The sequence below is a fragment of the Mycobacterium paragordonae genome (genome assembly GCF_003614435.1).
Lineage (GTDB): Bacteria > Actinomycetota > Actinomycetes > Mycobacteriales > Mycobacteriaceae > Mycobacterium > Mycobacterium paragordonae.
Genome location: NZ_CP025546.1, coordinates 3067159 through 3085211, shown reverse-complemented (window position 1 = coordinate 3085211; position 18053 = coordinate 3067159). Strand labels below are relative to the sequence as shown.

The 18053-nt window shown below is 68.9% G+C and carries 5 protein-coding genes; 1 reads left to right on the top strand and 4 read right to left on the bottom strand.

The window, feature by feature from the left end:
* The gene (locus tag C0J29_RS14125; protein ID WP_120794721.1) at positions 1 to 1284 is read left to right on the top strand and encodes a cytochrome P450; all 1284 of its coding nucleotides are present in this window, start codon (positions 1 to 3) and stop codon (positions 1282 to 1284) included.
* Here the strand turns inward: C0J29_RS14125 and C0J29_RS14120 are convergent.
* The 4 genes from C0J29_RS14120 to C0J29_RS14105 all read right to left on the bottom strand — a co-directional run bounded on the left by C0J29_RS14120 (position 1267) and on the right by C0J29_RS14105 (position 18051).
* Positions 1267 to 2328, bottom strand: coding sequence for a type III polyketide synthase (locus tag C0J29_RS14120; RefSeq protein WP_120792707.1), 1062 nt, complete (start codon positions 2326 to 2328; stop codon positions 1267 to 1269). The genes C0J29_RS14125 and C0J29_RS14120 overlap by 18 nt on opposite strands.
* A 153-nt stretch (positions 2329 to 2481) precedes the next feature.
* Positions 2482 to 5493: a type I polyketide synthase gene (locus C0J29_RS14115; RefSeq protein WP_120792706.1), complete on the bottom strand. Its 3012-nt coding sequence runs from the start codon at positions 5491 to 5493 to the stop codon at positions 2482 to 2484.
* Between the two features lie 7 nt (positions 5494 to 5500).
* The gene (locus tag C0J29_RS14110; protein WP_120792705.1) at positions 5501 to 11791 is read right to left on the bottom strand and encodes a type I polyketide synthase; all 6291 of its coding nucleotides are present in this window, start codon (positions 11789 to 11791) and stop codon (positions 5501 to 5503) included.
* 17 nt (positions 11792 to 11808) lie between these two features.
* Positions 11809 to 18051 carry a type I polyketide synthase gene (locus C0J29_RS14105; RefSeq protein ID WP_120792704.1) on the bottom strand — a complete coding sequence of 2081 codons (6243 nt, stop codon included), beginning with the start codon at positions 18049 to 18051 and terminating at the stop codon, positions 11809 to 11811.
* Positions 18052 to 18053 lie beyond the last annotated feature (2 nt).

The window sequence follows — 18053 nt, the reverse complement described above, 5'->3', positions numbered from 1 at the left end:
GTGTCCTACCCACCCGGTGAGGCGCTGTTGGCGGCGTACCGACGCCGTGGCCCGGTCATCAATGCCGGGATCGGAAGCCGCGGATTCGTCTATCTGCTTGGGCCGGAGGCGAACAAGTTCGTCTTCGCCAACGCCGATGCGTTCAGCTGGCGGGAGACCTTCGAGACGCTGGCGCCGGTGGACGGCCCGACCGCACTGATCGTCAGCGACGGCGACGACCACCGCCGCCGGCGCAGCGTGGTGGCACCGGGACTGCGCCACCGCCAGGTTCAGGAGTACGTGCAGACCATGGTGCGCTCCGTCGACACGATGATCGACGACTGGCGCCCCGGCCAGCGGGTGGATATCTATCAGGGTTTTCGTTCGGCTATTCGGCGCAGTACCGCGGAAAGCCTGTTCGGTTCCCGGATGGCCGCGCATTCGGATTTCCTTGGCGCACAGCTGCAGCCGCTGCTGGACCTGACCCACCACCTACCCCAGGTGATGGCGATGCAACGGAGGCTCAACTCCCCCGGCTGGCGGCGCGCGATGACCGCCCGGGCGCGCATCGACGAATTGATGGACACCGAGATCGCCGATGCCCGGGCCCGGCCCAGACCCGACGACCATATGCTGACAACGCTGCTCAACGGGCGATCCGACGAAGGACAGACCCTGAGTGACAACGAGATTCGCGACCAGATCGTCTCGATGATCACCGCGGGGTTCGAAACCACCAGCGGCGCGCTCGCCTGGGCCGCCCACCTGCTTTTGACGATGCCCGGCGCCTGGGATACCGCGGCTGCCGAGGTAGGGCGGGTATTGGGCGGCGCGCCACCCGCCGCCGCGGATCTGCCCGCCCTGACTTACCTCAACGGCGTTGTGCACGAGACACTTCGGCTTTACCCGCCGGGTGTGATCTCGGCCCGGCGGGTGATGCGGGACCTGCGCTTCGAGGGCCGTCACATCCCGGCGGGCCGGATGATCGTGTTCAGCGCCTACGTCACCCACCGGCTGCCCGAGATATGGCCGGAGCCAACGCAATTCCGCCCGCAGCGCTGGGACCCCGACGCCCCGGACTACCGCAAACCCGCTCCATACGAGTTCATTCCGTTCAGCGGCGGCTTGCACCGGTGCATCGGTTCGGTGATGGCCATCACCGAGATGACGGTGATGCTGGCCCGGCTGGTCGCGCGGACCACCCTGGACCTACCGGCTCAGCGCCTCCGGGCGGCGAACTTCGCGTCGCTCAGTCCCAAGCCGGGTCTGACAGTGCACGTGCGCGAGTCAGTGCCAGCGCAGTAGCACCAGTTCGGCGCAGAACCCGGGACCCATCGCAAGCATCAAACCGGGACTCCCGCTGGGCGGCCGTTTCTCGATGGTGTCGCGCAGGATATGCAGCACCGAGGACGAGGACAGGTTGCCGATCTCGCCGAGGGAGCGCCAGGTCAGCTCGAGCGCCTCGGGCGCGAGCTCCAGGCAACTGGTGATCGCGTCGATCACCTTCGGCCCACCGGGGTGGCTCACCCAGGTGCCGATGTCGTCGCGGTTCAGGTCATGCAGGGCGAGGAACCCGTCGACGTCGGCCGGCAGGTGCGCTTCGATCAGGCCGGTCAGGTCCGGGGACAGCCGCAGCTGCAGGCCGTGCGATCCGACGTCCCAGCCCATGATGTCCAGCGACTCCGGGTACAGGCGGCTGCGGGAATCGACGATGGTGGGTCCGGTGGCCCGGATCTGCTCGGCGCGGCGGTCACCGACGGCGACGACGGCGGCCGCGCCATCGCCGAACAGAGCCGTTCCGATCAGACCCGAGACCGTCGGTTTGACCGCCGGGTAGGTCAGCGAGCACAGCTCGACGGAGATCAGCACCGCGACGCCGTCGGGAGCCCCACGCAGGTAGTCGTGCAGCCGCGCCACGCCCGCCGCGCCGGCCACGCATCCCAGGCCGAACAGCGGCATCCGGCGGACGTCGGGTCGCAGTCCGAGCCGTCCGGCGATCCGCGCGTCCAGCGACGGAACCGCGACGCCGGTGACGGTGGTGGTGACGATCAGGTCGATGTCCTGCGGCTGCAGGCCCGCCTCGTCGAGAGCGCCCATCAGGGCCTCGATGCCGAGGTCGACCGCCTTGTCGATAAAGATCTCGTTGGCATCGCCGAAGTCGTTCAGGGACGGGTAGCGCTCCAGCGGCAGCACGAAGTGGCGATTGTTCACCTTGGCGGACTTGTGCAGCCGCCGAACGATCTCTTCGTGCTCCTTCAGCCCCGGGAACTCGACGAACAGATCGGTGATCTCACTCTGGCTGTATCGGTGTGGTGGCAATGCACCGAAGACTCCGGCGATGACGCTCATTGACCCTGCCTCATTCAGTTACTCGTCGGACAGCCCACCCCGAAAAGACTTGTTAAAAACCAGAGTTTAGTTCGCATTTCGCAACCTGGCAAAGACGGTGATATTCAACACCTGTCTTATTGTGTGAGAAATATTTGTCAGTGATACCTGGCGTCAGCCATTATCATCCTCGCCGTCGAGCGTCATCGCGATTAGCGCGTCCGGGCTCAGGGAGTCGATTACATCTTCGCGGTTTACCGCGTCTGACATGGCCTTTTCCGGTCTACCCGCCAGCAGCAGCAGTTTGTCGAGTAAACCGGTCCGCCGCAGCTCGCTGATTGGAATCGTGTGTAGTAACGACCAAATCCCGACGTCACCGGATTCGCTGCCGGGATCACCCGACAGTAGCTGTGCGAGATGTTCGGCCAGGACGATTGGCGTGGGATAGTCGAAAATCAGGGTGCGCGATAGTGGCAATCCCGACAAAGCGCTCTCCGTTTTCAGGCGATTACGCAGTTCAACCCCGCTCATCGAGGTGAAGCCGAGATCCTGGAAGGCCCGTTCGGCTTCGATGTCGCCGCCACCGGGGTGCCCAAGCACGACGGCGGCGTGGTGGCATACCAACTCGGCGAGCCGGCGGCGTTGCTCACCGGGATCGAGGTCTTGCAGCGATTCCGCGGGTGGGGTGGCAACCGGGGTGTCGTCACCGGTTCCCACCCAGAAGCGTCGCCGCGCGAAGCCGTACGTCGGTAATTCCACCCGCCGTGGCGCCAGTCCGTCGAACGTGGCGGCCCAGTCGACGTCCACTCCCCTGGTGAACATCGTCCCCGCAGCGGTCAGCACGGCATCGACCTCGGCGCGGCCGTCCGTCATCGTCAGGACCGAGACGTGCCGGTCCGCGGTCAAACCGGCGGCCGGGCCCATTTCGACGAACACCCCGCCGCCCAGGCCGGCTGCCGCCGTGATCCCATCGGCGAACCGCACCGGTTTGCGCACATGATCGAGCCAGTACTGCGCCGACCCATATCCGGCGCCGGCCGGCTCACCAGTGACGTTGGAAATCAGGCTGATTCGCGGCGTCGAGGCGTTGAGGCCGGCGAGGGCCGTCCGGAACTCCTCGAGCATCGGCTCCATCAACGCGGAATGGAACGCATGCGACACCGCGAGCCGCTGCACTCGACGGCCCTGAGCCGCCAGACTCTCGGCCAGAGCGCCGACGGCGACCTCCGGTCCGGACAGCACCACCGCATCCGGCGCGTTGACGGCCGCCAGGCTGACGCCGTGCGCCAGCAGCGGCGCCACCTCCGCTTCGCCGACGGCGGCCGCGATCATCGCACCGCCCGTGGGTAATTCGGCCATCAACCGACCGCGCACCGCCACCAGGCGCGCGGCATCCGGCAGCGTCAGCACCCCGGCCAGCTGGGCGGCGGCGATCTCGCCCACCGAGTGGCCCAGCACCACGTCGGGTGTCACCCCCCAGGACCGCAGCAGCGCGGACATGGCTATCTGTACCGCGAACAACCCCGCTTGAGCGAATTCGGTGCTTTGCAGCAGAGCCCGGTCGTGACCCCAGATCACTTGTCGCAGGGGCGATGTCAGATGTGAGTCGAGCGCGGCGAGGACCTCGTCGAATACGGCCGCGAAGGCCGGGAACCGGTCGTATAGCTGCCGGCCCATACCCAGGTACTGCGAGCCCTGTCCGGGAAACACGAAGACCGTGCTGCCGGGCGTCCCGGCCCGGCCGACCACCGCGCCCGACCCCGGTTCACCCACACCCGTCAGCGCGGACGCCAGCTGCTCGCGGTCCGAGCCGACCAGGACCGCCCGATGCTGGAACTGCGAGCGCGTGGTCACCAACGACCAACCCACATCGGCAATGCCGCTCCCGCCGACCCGGCGGGCGAGGCGACCCGCCTGATTGGCCAGCGCTTCGGCCGACCGCGCGCTGAGCACCCAGGGCACGGTCACGTCGTCAGGGGGTGCCGTCCCGCCCGGTTCCGCGACGGGAGCCTGCTCGACGATCACATGGGCGTTGGTGCCGCCCATGCCGAACGACGAGACGCCGGCCCGGCGGGGCGCGGCATCCCACTGTGTCAGCGCGGCGTTGACGCGCAGACCCAGCGCTGCCAGGTCGATACTCGCGGTGGCGAAGTTGAGACTTGCTGGAATGAAGCCGTTTTGGATGGACAACACCGTCTTGATCAGGCCGGCCACTCCTGCGGCGGCGCCGGTGTGACCGATGTTCGTCTTGACGGACCCGATGGCCACCGGGCGGCCCCCGCCGAAAACAGCGCCGAGCGCCTGGGCCTCGGCCGGGTCGCCGACCTGGGTCCCGGTTCCGTGGGCTTCGACGTAGCCGATGTCGTCGCGGCCCAGGCCGGCGCTGCTCAGCGCCCGCTGTATGACGTCGGCCTGCGCAGTGACCGAGGGCACGGTCAGGCCGGCACCGCCGTGGCCGGCATTGCCGACCGCGCTGCCGGAAATTACGGCGTGGATGCGGTTGCCGTCCCGCACGGCGGCGTCGAGCGGTTTCAGCAGGACCAGGCCGGCGCCCTCGCCGCGCACGTATCCGTCAGCCCGCTGGTCGAAGGCGTACGTGCGTCCGGATGGTGACAAGGCACCGAATTCCCGCTCCAGTGAAGCGGATTCGGGTGCCAGGTTGAGATGGATCCCGCCGGCGACCGCCATGGTGAAATCGCCGGCCCGCAGGCCGGCACCGGCTTCGTGCACCGCGACCAGAGACGACGATTGCCCGGAGTCGACGGTCATGCTCGGCCCGCGCAGGCCGAAGACATAGGAGACCCGGTTGGCGATCATCGCCCGGCTCAGGCCGGCGAACGCATGGTGGTCCACCTGATCTGCGCCCTCGCGCATGGTGAGCAGCGTGTAGTCGTCACTCATTGCCCCGAGGTACACGGCGATCTGTTCACCGCGCAGCGTGCCGGGCAGGAGGAACGCGTCTTCGAACAGCTCCCAGGTCAGCTCCAGGGCCAGCCGTTGCCGCGGGTCCATCGCACTGGCCTCACGGGGCGACAGGTTGAAGAAGTCGGCATCGAAATTGGCTGCGTCCGAGAGGGGTTCGAGAACCTCACGGCCTTCGCGTATTAGGTTCCAGAATTCCAGAGGGCCGGCGGCGCCCGGGAATCTGCACGCAACACCGATGATGGCGATGTCAGTCGGTTGCACGGCCGGCCTATGGGGTGAAGTCGTCGTCGAGGAGGGCCTGAAGCTCACTCTTGTCGATGGTGGTGTCGTCGTCGGGAGTGGCGGTCAGATCGGCGATCAGGGCGCGGAGTTTGGCGGTGATCTGGGTCTTCTCGTCGGCGGTCAAGCCGGGTTGGTGAACCAGTGCGTCGAGTTCACCGCTGATGTCGCCGAAACGGGTCAACGGGTTCGGTTGTTCGGTGGGTGCCGGCGCCGTGTTCGCCAGTTGGTCCGCGAGGTAGTCGGCCAGGGCGGCGGGGGTCGGGTAGTCGAAAATCAGGGTGGGCGACAGCGTGAGCCCGGTCGCGGCTTTGAGGCGGTTTCGCAGCTCGACAGCGGTCAGCGAGTCGAACCCGAGTTCTTGGAAAGCCTTGTGGCCGTCGATTTCGATAGCGCTGCTGTGGCCCAAAACCGTTGCGGCGCTTGTTGAAATCAACTCAGTCAGGGCACGCTGACGCTGGTCGGGGGCCAGCGCATGCAGCCGTTCCACCATGCCGGTGACCGCCGCGGAGCTGTCGGCGGCGTCGATGACGCGCCGGCTCGGGCGGGTGACCAGCTCATGCCATAGCGGCGGCAGGTCGGCCTCGCTGGTCAAAGCAGTCGTATTCAGCCGAGCGGCAACGGCCACCGGATGATCGGCAAGCAGGGCGGTATCGAGCAGCGCGAGCGCCTGCTCGGTGGGCAGGGGCGACAGTCCGACCTGCTTCATCCGGGCGAGGTCGCGCTCGCCCAGGTGGCGGGTCAGCGTACTGACCTCCTCCCACAGGCCCCAGGCGATCGAGTTGGCCGGCAGACCTTGGTCGCGGCGATATCTCGCCAGCCCGTCCAGGAAGGCGTTGGCCGCCGCGTAGTTGCCCTGGCCCGGACTGCCGACGATCCCGGCGAGCGACGAAAACGTCACAAAGGCAGCCAGATTCGCCCCGCGCGTGAGCTCATGAAGATTCCACGCACCGTCCACCTTGACCCGGAGCACCGCGTCGAGCCGCTCGGCTGTCAACGAGGTGATGACCGTGTCGTCGGTGACGCCGGCGGCGTGGAACACGCCCTTCAGGGGGAACTCCGCGGGGATCTGCTCGAGCATCGCGGCGGTGGCGGCGCGGTCGGTGACATCGCAGTCCGCGACCGTCACCCGTGCCCCGGCCTGTTCCAGGCCGGCCACCAGTTCGTCCGCTCCTTCGGCCCGTCGACCGGATCGGCTGACCAGCACCACATGCGCTACTCCGTAGTGGTCCACCAGGTGTCGGGCCACGGCCGCACCGGCCATCCCGGTCCCGCCGGTGATCACCACGGAGGCGCCGGTCAACGGCGACTGCGCACCGGCCGGCCCGTTCGGCACCGTGAGTACCACCTTGCCGATGTGGCGGGCCTGGCTGACGAAGCGGTACGCCTGCTGCACGCGCCGCATATCGAAAACGGTGATCGGCAGCGGTTTCACCGCTCCGTCGCGCATCAGTCCCAGTATCTCGCCGTACATGCGCGCCATCAGGTCGGGCCCGGCCTCGAACAGGTCGAACGCCTGGTAGCGAACCCCGCGATGCTGCTCGGCGACGGCTTGCGCGTCGCGGACATCGGTCTTGCCCATCTCGAGGAAACGCCCGCCCGGGGCCGTCAGCCGCAATGACGCGTCCAGGAACTCGCCGGCCAACGAGTTGAGTACGACGTCCATTCCTTCGCCGTCGGTGACCGCCCGGAACTTCTCCTCGAATTCCAGTGTCCGGGAATCGCCGAGGTGGTCGTCGTCGAAACCCATGGCCCGCAACGTATCCCACTTGCCCCGGCTGGCCGTGGCGAAGACCTCACAGCCCCAGTGCCGTGCCAGCTGGATCGCGGCCATGCCCACCCCGCCGGCACCGGCATGGATCAGCACCCGCTCGCCGGCCCGCAGTCCACCCAGCACCGACAAGCCGTAGAGCGCGGTTAAGAACACCACCGGCACGCTGGCGGCGGTGGCCAACGACCAGCCCGCCGGTACCGCCGTCACGATGCGCTGATCCACGACCGCTTCGGAGGCCGCTGCGCCCAGTTGGCCCATCACCGCGTCGCCGACCGACAACTCGGTCACACCGGCACCCACCTCCACGACAACCCCGGCACCTTCGACGCCCAGATCCCCGGAGCCGGGATACATACCCAGCGCCAGCATCACATCGCGGAAATTGACCCCTACCGCCCCAACGGCGACGCGAACCTGTCCCGGGCCCAATTCCGCACGCTCGCAACGCCGGGCGGTCAGCTCCTCCAGCGTCCCCCCGGCACCGGCGGTCAGCCGCCACATCCCCTCCGGCAGTTCCAGCAGCGACGACGATGCGCGCACCAGTCGAGCCCCGTAGACCGTGCCCGACCGCACGAGCAGCTGCGGCTCCCCATGCCGTAGCGCCTCCTCGACCGGTATCGAGCCGTCGGAATCGATCAGCACGATCCGGCCCGGATGCTCGGCCTGCGCGGAACGCACCAGGCCCCACACCGCCGCGCCCGCCAGGTCCGACACGGCTTCGCTGCCCAGCGCCACCGAACCACGCGTCACCACGGCCAGCACTCCGTCCGAGCTCAGATGCTCCTGCAACACCCGCAGTGCCCGGTCGGCGGCATCCGATACCGCCCCCGGCAGCTGCCCATCCGACTGCAACGCCCAGACCGACTGCACCCCGACGGCTCCAGCACCGTTGTGCTGCAACGGTGTCCACACCACCTCGAGTAACCCGCCGCCCGGTTTCGCCCCCGCCGGCGCTCCCGCCAGCAGTGCCTGCTCGGAGACCGCGCGCACCACCAGCTCTCGCACCGACAACACCGGCAGTCCCGCGGAATCGGCCAGCTCCACCGACACCGAACCGGCGCCGGTGGGCGCCAACCGGACTCGCAGCCGTGACGAGCCCGCGGCGTGCAGCGTCACCCCCTGCCAGGAGAACGGCAACGCCAACTGCTCGCCGCCCTCCACGAAACCCCAGGCATGCAGCGCGGCGTCCAGCACCGCGGGGTGAATTCCGAAGCGCCGCACGTTAACCCCTTCGGGCGCGGCGACCTCGGCGAAAACCTCACGCCCGCGCCGCCACACCGCCCGCATACCCTGGAACGCCCGCCCATAGCCGTAACCGCGCGCAGCCAGTTGCTCGTACACGCCCGAAACGTCAACCGCCTTGGCGCCGACCGGAGGCCAGGCCGACAAATCCGCTCCACCCCGGATGCTGTCGGGTCCGAGCATTCCCTCGGCGTGCAATACCCACGAATCACCGCCCCTGGCGGCCGAATACACCCAGACGCCGTGGCGTCCGCTGTCATCTCCGGCAGCGACGACCACCTGCACCGGCACCGCGCCACCGGGCGGCAATACGAGCGGGGCCAACAGCGTCAGCTCCTCGATGACCGGGGCGCCGGCCTCGTCGCCGGCCCGCAACACCAGTTCCACGAATCCGGCGCCCGGGAAGAGCACCACCCCGCCGACGACGTGGTCGGCCAACCACCCTTGTACCGCCGGTGAGAGTGAACCGCTCAACACCACACCACCGACGTCCGGCCGCTCCACCACCACGCCCAGCAGCGGATGGCCACCAGCGGCCAGGCCGACGGTGGCCAACTGGGTCGGCCCGACCCCCAGCTCCGCCAACCAGAAGTGCTGGCGGGCAAAGCCGTACGTCGGCAGTGCCACCCGCTGAGCCCCGAGGCCGGCGAACACCTCGCGCCACTGCACGCCGACGCCGGCGGTGAACAACCGGCCGAGCGCGATCAGCAGCGATTCGACTTCGGGACGGTCCTTGGTCAGCAAGGTGGCCGCTACCGGCTCCGTCGCAAGGGACTGCTCGGCCAACGGCATCAGCCCGCCGCTGGGTCCCACCTCTACGAAGACCTTGGCTCCCAACGATTCCGCTTGCCGCACGCTGTCGGCGAATCGCACCGGGCGGCGCACATGCTCAACCCAGTAGTCGGCGGATCCGTACCCGGGCCCGGCCAGTCGACCGGTGACATTCGACAGCAGGCTGATTCGCGGTTCGGACACGGTCAGTCCGGCCAGCGCCGCCACGAAGTCACCGACGATGGGCTCCATCAACGCCGAATGGAACGCGTGGGAGACGGCCAGTCGGTGCACCCGTCGACCGCGCGCGGCCAGGGTCTGCACGGCCGCGTCCACCGCGGCCGCCTCCCCCGAAATCACCACCGCGTCAGGCGCGTTCACGGCCGCGATGCCGGCACCGGGTCCCAGTTCGGCGACCGCCTCGGCTTCGGTGGCCGCCACCGCCACCATCACACCGCCGGCCGGCAACGCCGCCATCAGGCGGCCGCGGGCCGCGACCAGCCGTGCCGCATCCTCGAGTGAGAACACCCCCGCCACGTGTGCGGCCGCGATCTCCCCGACCGAGTGTCCGAGCACCAGGTCCGGGACCACGCCCCAGGATTGCAGCAGCGCCGCCAACGCCACCTCGACGGCGAACAGCGCCGGCTGCGCAAACTCCGTGCTCTCCAGCACGGCCGCGTCAGTACCCCAGATCACCTGCTGCAGCGGCAGCCTGAGGTGACCGTTCAACGCGTCGGCCGCCGCGTCGAAGGCCTTGGCGAATACCGGGAACCGCTCATGCAGCGCACGACCCATGTCCAGGTATTGCGCGCCCTGGCCGGGGAACACGAACACCGTCTGACCTAACGGGCGGGTGCGGCCCACTGCGACATCCCGGGACGGCGTGCCGGCGGCCAGACCCGCCAGAGCCTCCTGGAACTGCGCACCTTCGGTGCCCACCACCACGGCACGGTGTTCGAACAGTGACCGGGTGCTCACCAGCGACCAGCCCACGTCCACCGGCCGGTCATCGGAGCGCGCTTTCCCCGACAGCCGCCGGGCCTGATTGGCCAGGGCGGCGGGCGAACGTGCCGACAGCACCCAGGGCACGGGACCGGTAAACGGTTCCGGGACAACGGCTTCAGGCTCCGGAGCCTGTTCCAGGATGACGTGAGCGTTGGTGCCGCTGATCCCGAAGGACGACACACCCGCGCGCCGCGGCCGGCCCGGCGCCGGCCACGGGCGCGCCTCGGTCAGCAATGACACCGCGCCCGCCGACCAATCCACGTGCGGGGTAGGCGCGTCCACGTGCAGCGTTTTCGGCATCATGCCGTGCTGCATGGCCAACACCATCTTGATCACCCCGGCCACCCCGGCCGCCGCCGACGAGTGACCGAGGTTCGATTTGATCGATCCCAGCCAGAGGGGTTCTGGCCGATCCTGGCCGTAAGTCGCCAAAATCGCCTGCGCCTCAATCGGATCGCCCAACGTGGTCCCGGTCCCGTGGCCTTCGACCACGTCGACGTCGGCTACGCCGAGACCGGCGTTGGCCAGTGCTGCCCGGATCACCCGCTGCTGTGACGGGCCGTTCGGCGCGGTGAGGCCGTTGGAGGCGCCGTCCTGGTTGACCGCCGAACCCCGCACCACCGCCAGCACGTCGTGGCCCAGCCGCTGCGCATCGGCCAGCCGCTCGACCACCAGCACGCCGGCACCCTCGGCCCACGAGGTGCCGTCCGCCGCGGCCGCATACGCCTTGCAGCGACCGTCCGCGGCCAGCGCCCGCTGCCTGCTGAATTCCACGAACCCGCCGGGCGTGGCCATCACGGTCACGCCTCCCACCAGTGCCAGATCACACTCGCCGGAACGCAGTGACTGCGCGGCCAGGTGCAGCGCCACCAGCGACGACGAACACGCCGTGTCCACCGATACCGCCGGGCCCTCCAGCCCCAGCACGTAGGCCACCCGGCCCGAGGCCACACTCAGCGTGGAGCCGGTGAGACCGTAACCCTCCAGCTCGCCTTTGACCTCGCCGCCGTAGCCGGCGTGGATCACCCCGGCGAACACCCCGGTGGCGCTGCCCCGCAACGACGTCGGATCGATGCCGGCACGCTCGAGCGCCTCCCATGACACTTCGAGCAGTACCCGCTGCTGGGGGTCCATCGCCAGGGCTTCGTTGGGCCCGATGCCGAAGAATCCGGCGTCGAAATCGCCGGCGTCGTTGAGGAAACTGCCCCGCCGCGTGTAGCTCTTGCCGAGCGCATCCGGGTCGGGGTCATACATTCCCTCGACGTCCCAGCCGCGGTCCGCGGGAAAGTCCGCGACGCCGTCGCGGCCCTCGATCAGCAACTGCCACAATGCTTCCGGTGAATCCGCACCACCGGGGTAACGGCAACTCATGCCCACCACGGCGACCGGCTCCGAGAGCCGGTCCTCCAGCTCGGCCAGCCGCCGCCGGGTGCGCCGCAGGTCCGCGGTGAGGCGTTTCAGGTAGTCAACCTGTTTGGTGGCGTCCACTGATGTCCCTTGGCCTGTCAGGATTCGAGTTCTTCGTCGAGAATGGCGAACAGTTCGCTTTCACTGGCGGCGGCGAGGTCGTCATCGAGGGCCAGATCGGCCAGCACGTCGTGCAGCCGGTGGGCCAGCTTCGCCCTGTCTTCTTCGCTCCAATCACTCTGACGGACAAGCTGTTCCAACTCGCGGGCGATGTCTTCGAAGCGCGCCGACGGGTCGGCTTGTTTCGCGGGACCGGACAACCGGATGTGGAGGTGTTCGGCCAGCGCGCTGGGACTGGGGTAATCGAAGATCAGCGTGGGCGACAGCGTGAGGCCGGTGGCGGTCTTGAGTCGGTTGCGCAGTTCGACGGCCGTCAGCGAGTCGAAACCCAGCTCCTGGAAGGCGCGCTGGGCGCTGATGTCGGCGGTGCCGGAGCGGCCCAGCACCGTGGCCGCGTTGCTGCACACCACGTCGACGAGTTCGCGGTGGCGCTGTTCGGAGGTGAGACCGGAAAGGCGGGCGGCCAGGCCGGTCGTCGAAACGTCTGCTGCCGCAACGGTCCTCCGAACGGGGCGGCGGACCAGGTCGCCGAGCAGCGCGGGCGCGTCGTCACTCAGCGCGGCGGTGTCCAAGCGGGTGGCGACCACGACGGCGGGATCGGCGAGCAGTGCGGCGTCGAACAATGCCATCGCCTGATCGGTGGAGAGCGTCGCCAGACCGACCCGGCTCATCCTGGCCTTGTCGCGGTCCCCGAGGTGCCGCGTCATCGCGCTGGCCTGTTCCCACAGCCCCCACGCCACCGCGGTGGCGGGTAATCCCAGCCCTTGACGGTGTTCGGCCAGCCCGTCGAGGAAGCTGTTGGCCGCCGCATAATTGCCCTGTCCGGCGGTACCCAGGATGCCCGCCATCGACGAGAACATCACGAACGCGGACAGATCTAGGTCGCGGGTGAGTTCGTGCAGATGCCACGCTCCGTCGACCTTGGCCCGCAACACCGCATCCAGCCGCTCGGGAGTCAGCGTCGCGATCAACCCGTCATCGAGAATGCCGGCGGCGTGGATCACCGCCCGCAGGGGGAACTGTTGCGGTATCTGCGCCAGCAACCCGGCAACGGCGTCCCGATCGGCCACATCGGCGGACACCACCGACACCTGGGCACCGGCCGCGCGCAATTCCTCCACCAACTCGGAGGTGTCCGGAGCCTGGGCACCGGAACGGCTCACCAGCACGATGTTGGGCACCCGGTACCGGGAAACCAGGTGGCGCGCCAGCGCCGCACCCGCCATTCCGGTGCCGCCGGTGATCAGCGCGGTGCCGGTGGCGAGCGGGTCGAGGGTCAACACCACCTTGCCGGTGTGCCGGGCCTGGCTGACGAACCGGTACGCCTGGCGAACCCGCCGCACGTCAAAGGTCTTGAACGGCAGGGTCTTCAGCTGGCCGCTGTCGAACAGCGCCATCAGGTCGGCCAGCATCCGGGAGGTGAGTTCTGGTCCCGCTTCGATCAGATCGAATGCGCGGTAAACGATTCCGCGTTGTGCCGCGTCGTGCGGATCACGAAGATCCGTCTTTCCCATTTCGATGAAACGGCCGCCCGGGGCCAGCAGCCGCAGCGAGGCGTCGACGAACTCACCGGCGAGGGAGTTGAGCACCAGGTCGACGCCGGCTCCTCCGGTGGCGACCCGGAACTTCTCCTCGAAGTCCAGCGTCCGCGAGTCGCCGATGTGTTCGTCGTCGAAACCCATGGCGCGCAGCGTGTCCCACTTACCGCGGCTCGCGGTGGCAAAGACCTCTAGTCCCCAGTACCGGGCGAGCTGCACCGCGGCCATCCCCACCCCACCGGTGGCCGCGTGCACCAGGACCCGCTCGCCGGCGTTGGCTGCCCCCAGCACCGACAATCCGTACCACGCGGTCAGGAACACCACCGGAACCCCCGCGGCCTGCGGCAAGGACCAGCCCGCCGGTACCGCCGTCACCAGTCGCCGGTCGACCACCGCTTCCGGCCCCACCACACCCAATAGACCGAGCACCGCATCACCGACGGCGAGGTCCCGAACACCGGGCCCCACTTCCACCACCACTCCGGCGCCCTCGACCCCCAGCTCACCGCCGCCGGGATACATGCCCAGTGCCACCAGCACATCCCGGAAGTTCACCCCCACCGCGGCCACCGCGACCTGCACCTGCCCGGGGGCCAGCTCCGCCCGCTCGCTCGGGCCCACCCGCACGTCGTCCAGCGTGCCCCCGCCCCCGGTGACCAAACGCCAACCCTCCTGCTGCGGCGGCAGTTTCAGCGCCGATGATGCAGCCGGCCGCAGCCGCGCTTGGTACGCCACCCCGCGGCGCACCACCAACTGCGGCTCGTCGCAACCGATCAGCTCGCTCGGGTCCAGCGAACCGTCGGAGTCCAGCAGGAGCAGCCGTCCGGGGTGCTCTGCCTGAGCCGAACGCACCAAGCCCCGCACCGCCGCACCCGCCAGATCCGAAACTGTTTCACCGGGCAACCCGACGGCATCGTGAGTCTGGACCACCAGCACCCCGTCTTCGTTGCCGGCCAGCCAGGACTGCAGCCGGCCCAGCGCCGCGTGGGTGGCGGGGTACACCGCATCCGGTGGGTCACCCTCGGATGTCACCTGCCACAGCGTCATTGACGTACCAACGGATTCCGCCGGAGCGACGGGCGTCCACCCGATCTCGAACAATCCGGCGTCCCCGCGGCCGGCCGGCGCAAGCGCACGGGCGGCGAGCGGACGGAAGGTCAATTCGCGCACTGAAAGCACCGGCAGGCCCCACGAATCTGCCAACTCCAGCGCCACCGAGTCGGGGCTCACGCGGGTGATGCGAACTCGCAACCGAGCGGCGTCCGAGGCGTGCAGCGACACCCCCTGCCAGGAGAACGGCAGCACGGTGCCGTTCTGCTCGCCGGCCACACCCAGAGCATGCAGCGCCGCGTCCAGTAACGCCGGGTGGATGCCGAACCCGGTGGTGGTCAGGCACTCCGGCAGCGCGATTTCGGCGAAGATGTGGTCCGGCGACTGCCACATCGCCTGCAGGCCCTGAAAAGCCGGTCCGTATTGGTAGCCCCGGTCGGCCAGTCGCCGGTAGGCGTCCGTGACATCGACAGCCGCCGCGCCGGCAGGCGGCCACCCGGACAGATCCGTTTGGGGGGCGGGTGGGTTCGTTGCCAGAACGCCGACGGCGTGCTGCGTCCACTCCGACTCAGTGCCAAGGGAATACACCGAGATTTCCCGTTGTCCCGCATCATCGGCCGGTCCTACCACGACCTGCACGCGCACCGACCCCTCAGCGGGCAGCATCAGCGGCGTCGACAGGGTCAACTCCTGCACCTGCGGGCAGCCGGCCTCGTCACCGGCCCGCAGGGCCAGCTCCACGAATCCCGCGCCGGGAAACAACACGGCGCCGGTCACGGCGTGATCGGCCAACCACGGCTGTGCCGACAGCGACAACCGGCCCGTCAACACCACCCCACCGGAATCGGGCCGTTCCACGACAGCACCCAGCAGGTCGTGCCCGGCACCCACCAAACCGGCGCGGCGCACATCGTGATCACCCGACTCGGTCAGCCAGAACCGGCGCCGCACAAAGCCGTACGTGGGCAGGGCGATCCGCCGTGCTCCCTCGAACACCGCGGACCAGTCCACCACCACGCCCGCTACCTGAGCCTGTGCCGCCGACAGCCAGAACCGGTGCAGCCCTCCGTCGTTGCGGCCCAACGACGGAACGATCACCGATTGCTCCGGCCCCAGCGTCTCCTCGATCCCGGCGATCAATACCGGGTGCGGACTCGACTCGATGAAGACCTGGTGGCCGGCGGTAGCGGCTGCGCGCACAGCCTGCTCGAATTGGACTGTCTGCCGCAGGCTTTGGTACCAGTAGTCGCAGTCCAATGCGGCCGTGTCCAGCGGTGCGCCGGTGACCGTCGAGTAGAACGCGACCGGCGACGAGCGGGGCGCGATGTCTTTGAGCGCGGCGCTCAGGTCGGCGCGAATGGCATCGACGTGGAAGGAGTGCGACGCGTAGTCGACGTCGATACGGCGGGCGCGGATTCCCTCGCTGTCGCATCGGCTGATCAGTTCGGTGACGGCGTCCACCTCACCGGAGACGACGACCGACGAAACCCCGTTCACCGCAGCGATATTCAATCGGCCGGCCCAGGGTGCCAGCAGTTCCTCGACCCGGTCCAGGCCGAGCGCCAGTGACGCCATGCCCCCGGCGCCGGACAGTTGCGACAGCAGCCGGCTGCGCAGCGCCACCACCTTGGCGGCATCCTCCAGCGAGAGCGCGCCGGCCACATAGGCGGCCGCGATCTCACCCTGCGAGTGGCCGATCACCGCGTCCGCGGTGACACCGAGCGACCGCCACAGTTCGGCGAGCGACACCATGATCGCCCACAACGCCGGTTGCACCACATCCACCCGGTCCAGGCCGGGAGCGCCCGGCGCGCCACGGATCACGTCGATCAGCGACCAGTCCACGTATTCCCGAAGCGCCTTGTCGCAGCGCTGCAGGTGATCGGCGAACACCGGCGAACTGTCCAGTAATTCAAGCCCCATGCCGACCCACTGCGAGCCCTGCCCCGGAAATACGAACACTGTCTTGCCGACCGATCGGGCCCGGCCGACCGCCACGCCGGGACCCGCGTCACCGTCCGCCAAATGGCTGAGGCCGTCCAGGAACTCGGCGGTCTCGCTGCCCACCAGCACCGCGCGGTGGTCGAACAGCGATCGGGTGCTGACCAGTGACCAGCCCACGTCGACCGGGCGCGCCCCGGTGGCTGATACGTGCGCCGCCAGCCGGCGGGCCTGGTTGGCCAGCGCCTCGGGGGAACGCGCGGACAACACCCAGGGCACCACCCGGTTGTCGGGCTCGGGATTATCGGCGGTGACCGAGGGCGGCTGTTCCAGGATCACATGGGCGTTGGTCCCACTGATCCCGAACGATGACACGGCGGCCCGGCGCGGCCGATCCCGCTGCGGCCAGGGCTGCTGTTCGGTCAACAACGACACCGCGCCGGCGGACCAATCCACGTGCGGCGTCGGCACATCGACGTGCAAAGTCCGCGGCAGCACCGCGTGCTGCATGGCCATGGTCATTTTCATGACGCCCGCGACACCCGCTGCCGCCGACGTGTGACCCATGTTCGACTTGATCGACCCCAGCCACAGCGGCTCGTCGCGATCCTGGCCGTAGGTCGCCAAGATGGCTTGTGCCTCAATGGGATCCCCGAGCGTGGTTCCCGTGCCGTGGCCTTCGACGACGTCCACGTCCGCCGTGCTGAGGCGGGCGCCGGCCAGGGCGGCACGAATGACCCGTTGCTGGGACGGGCCGTTCGGCGTGGCCAGACCATTGGAGGCGCCGTCCTGGTTGACCGCGGACCCGCGCACCACCGCCAGCACCGGGTGGCCCAGCCGCTGGGCATCGGCCAACCGCTCCACGACGAGAGCGCCGGCGCCCTCGGAGAACGCGGTCCCGTCGGCGGCCCCAGCGTAGGCCTTGCACCGGCCGTCGGCGGAAAGCGCTCGCTGGCGGCTGAATTCGATGAACATGGCCGGGGTGGCCATCACCGTCACGCCACCCACCAGGGCCACGTCACACTCCCCCGCCCGCAACGACTGCACCGCCAGATGCAGCGCCACCAAAGACGACGAACACGCCGTGTCCACCGACACGGCCGGACCTTCCAGGCCCAGCACGTACGCCACCCGGCCGGACGCCACACTCAGCGTCGAACCCCTCAACCCGTACCGCTCCAACTCGCCGGGGACGCGACCCTGACCGCCGTACGAGCCGTGGAAGATCCCGGCGAACACACCCGTCGACGATCCGCGCAGGGTCAGCGGATCAATACCGCTGCGCTCCAACGCCTCCCACGACACCTCGAGCAGCAACCGCTGCTGGGGATCCATCGCCAGCACCTCGCTGGGCGCGATCCCGAAGAACTGCGCATCGAAACCCGCGACGTCCGTGAGGAAACCGCCGGAGCGGGTGTAGGACTTGCCGACCGCGTCCGGATCGGGATCGAACAATCCGGCCAGATCCCAGCCCCGATCGCCGGGGAAATCCGTGACCACGTCGCGGCCGGCGGCCACCATCTCCCACAGCGCCTCCGGGGTATCCACTCCGCCCGGATAACGACAGGCCATGCCCACCAACGCAATCGGCTCGGTGGCCCGGGTCAGGTAGTCGCGGTTCTCACGCTTGAGCCGCTCGTTTTCCTTGAGCGATCTTCGGAGGGCGGCAACGAGCTCGTCTTGAGTGCTCACGG

Coding starts and splice junctions, on each gene's coding strand:
- C0J29_RS14120 (WP_120792707.1), bottom strand. CDS start 2,328: ATGAGCGTCATCGCCGGAGTCTTCGGTGCATTGCCACCACACCGATAC.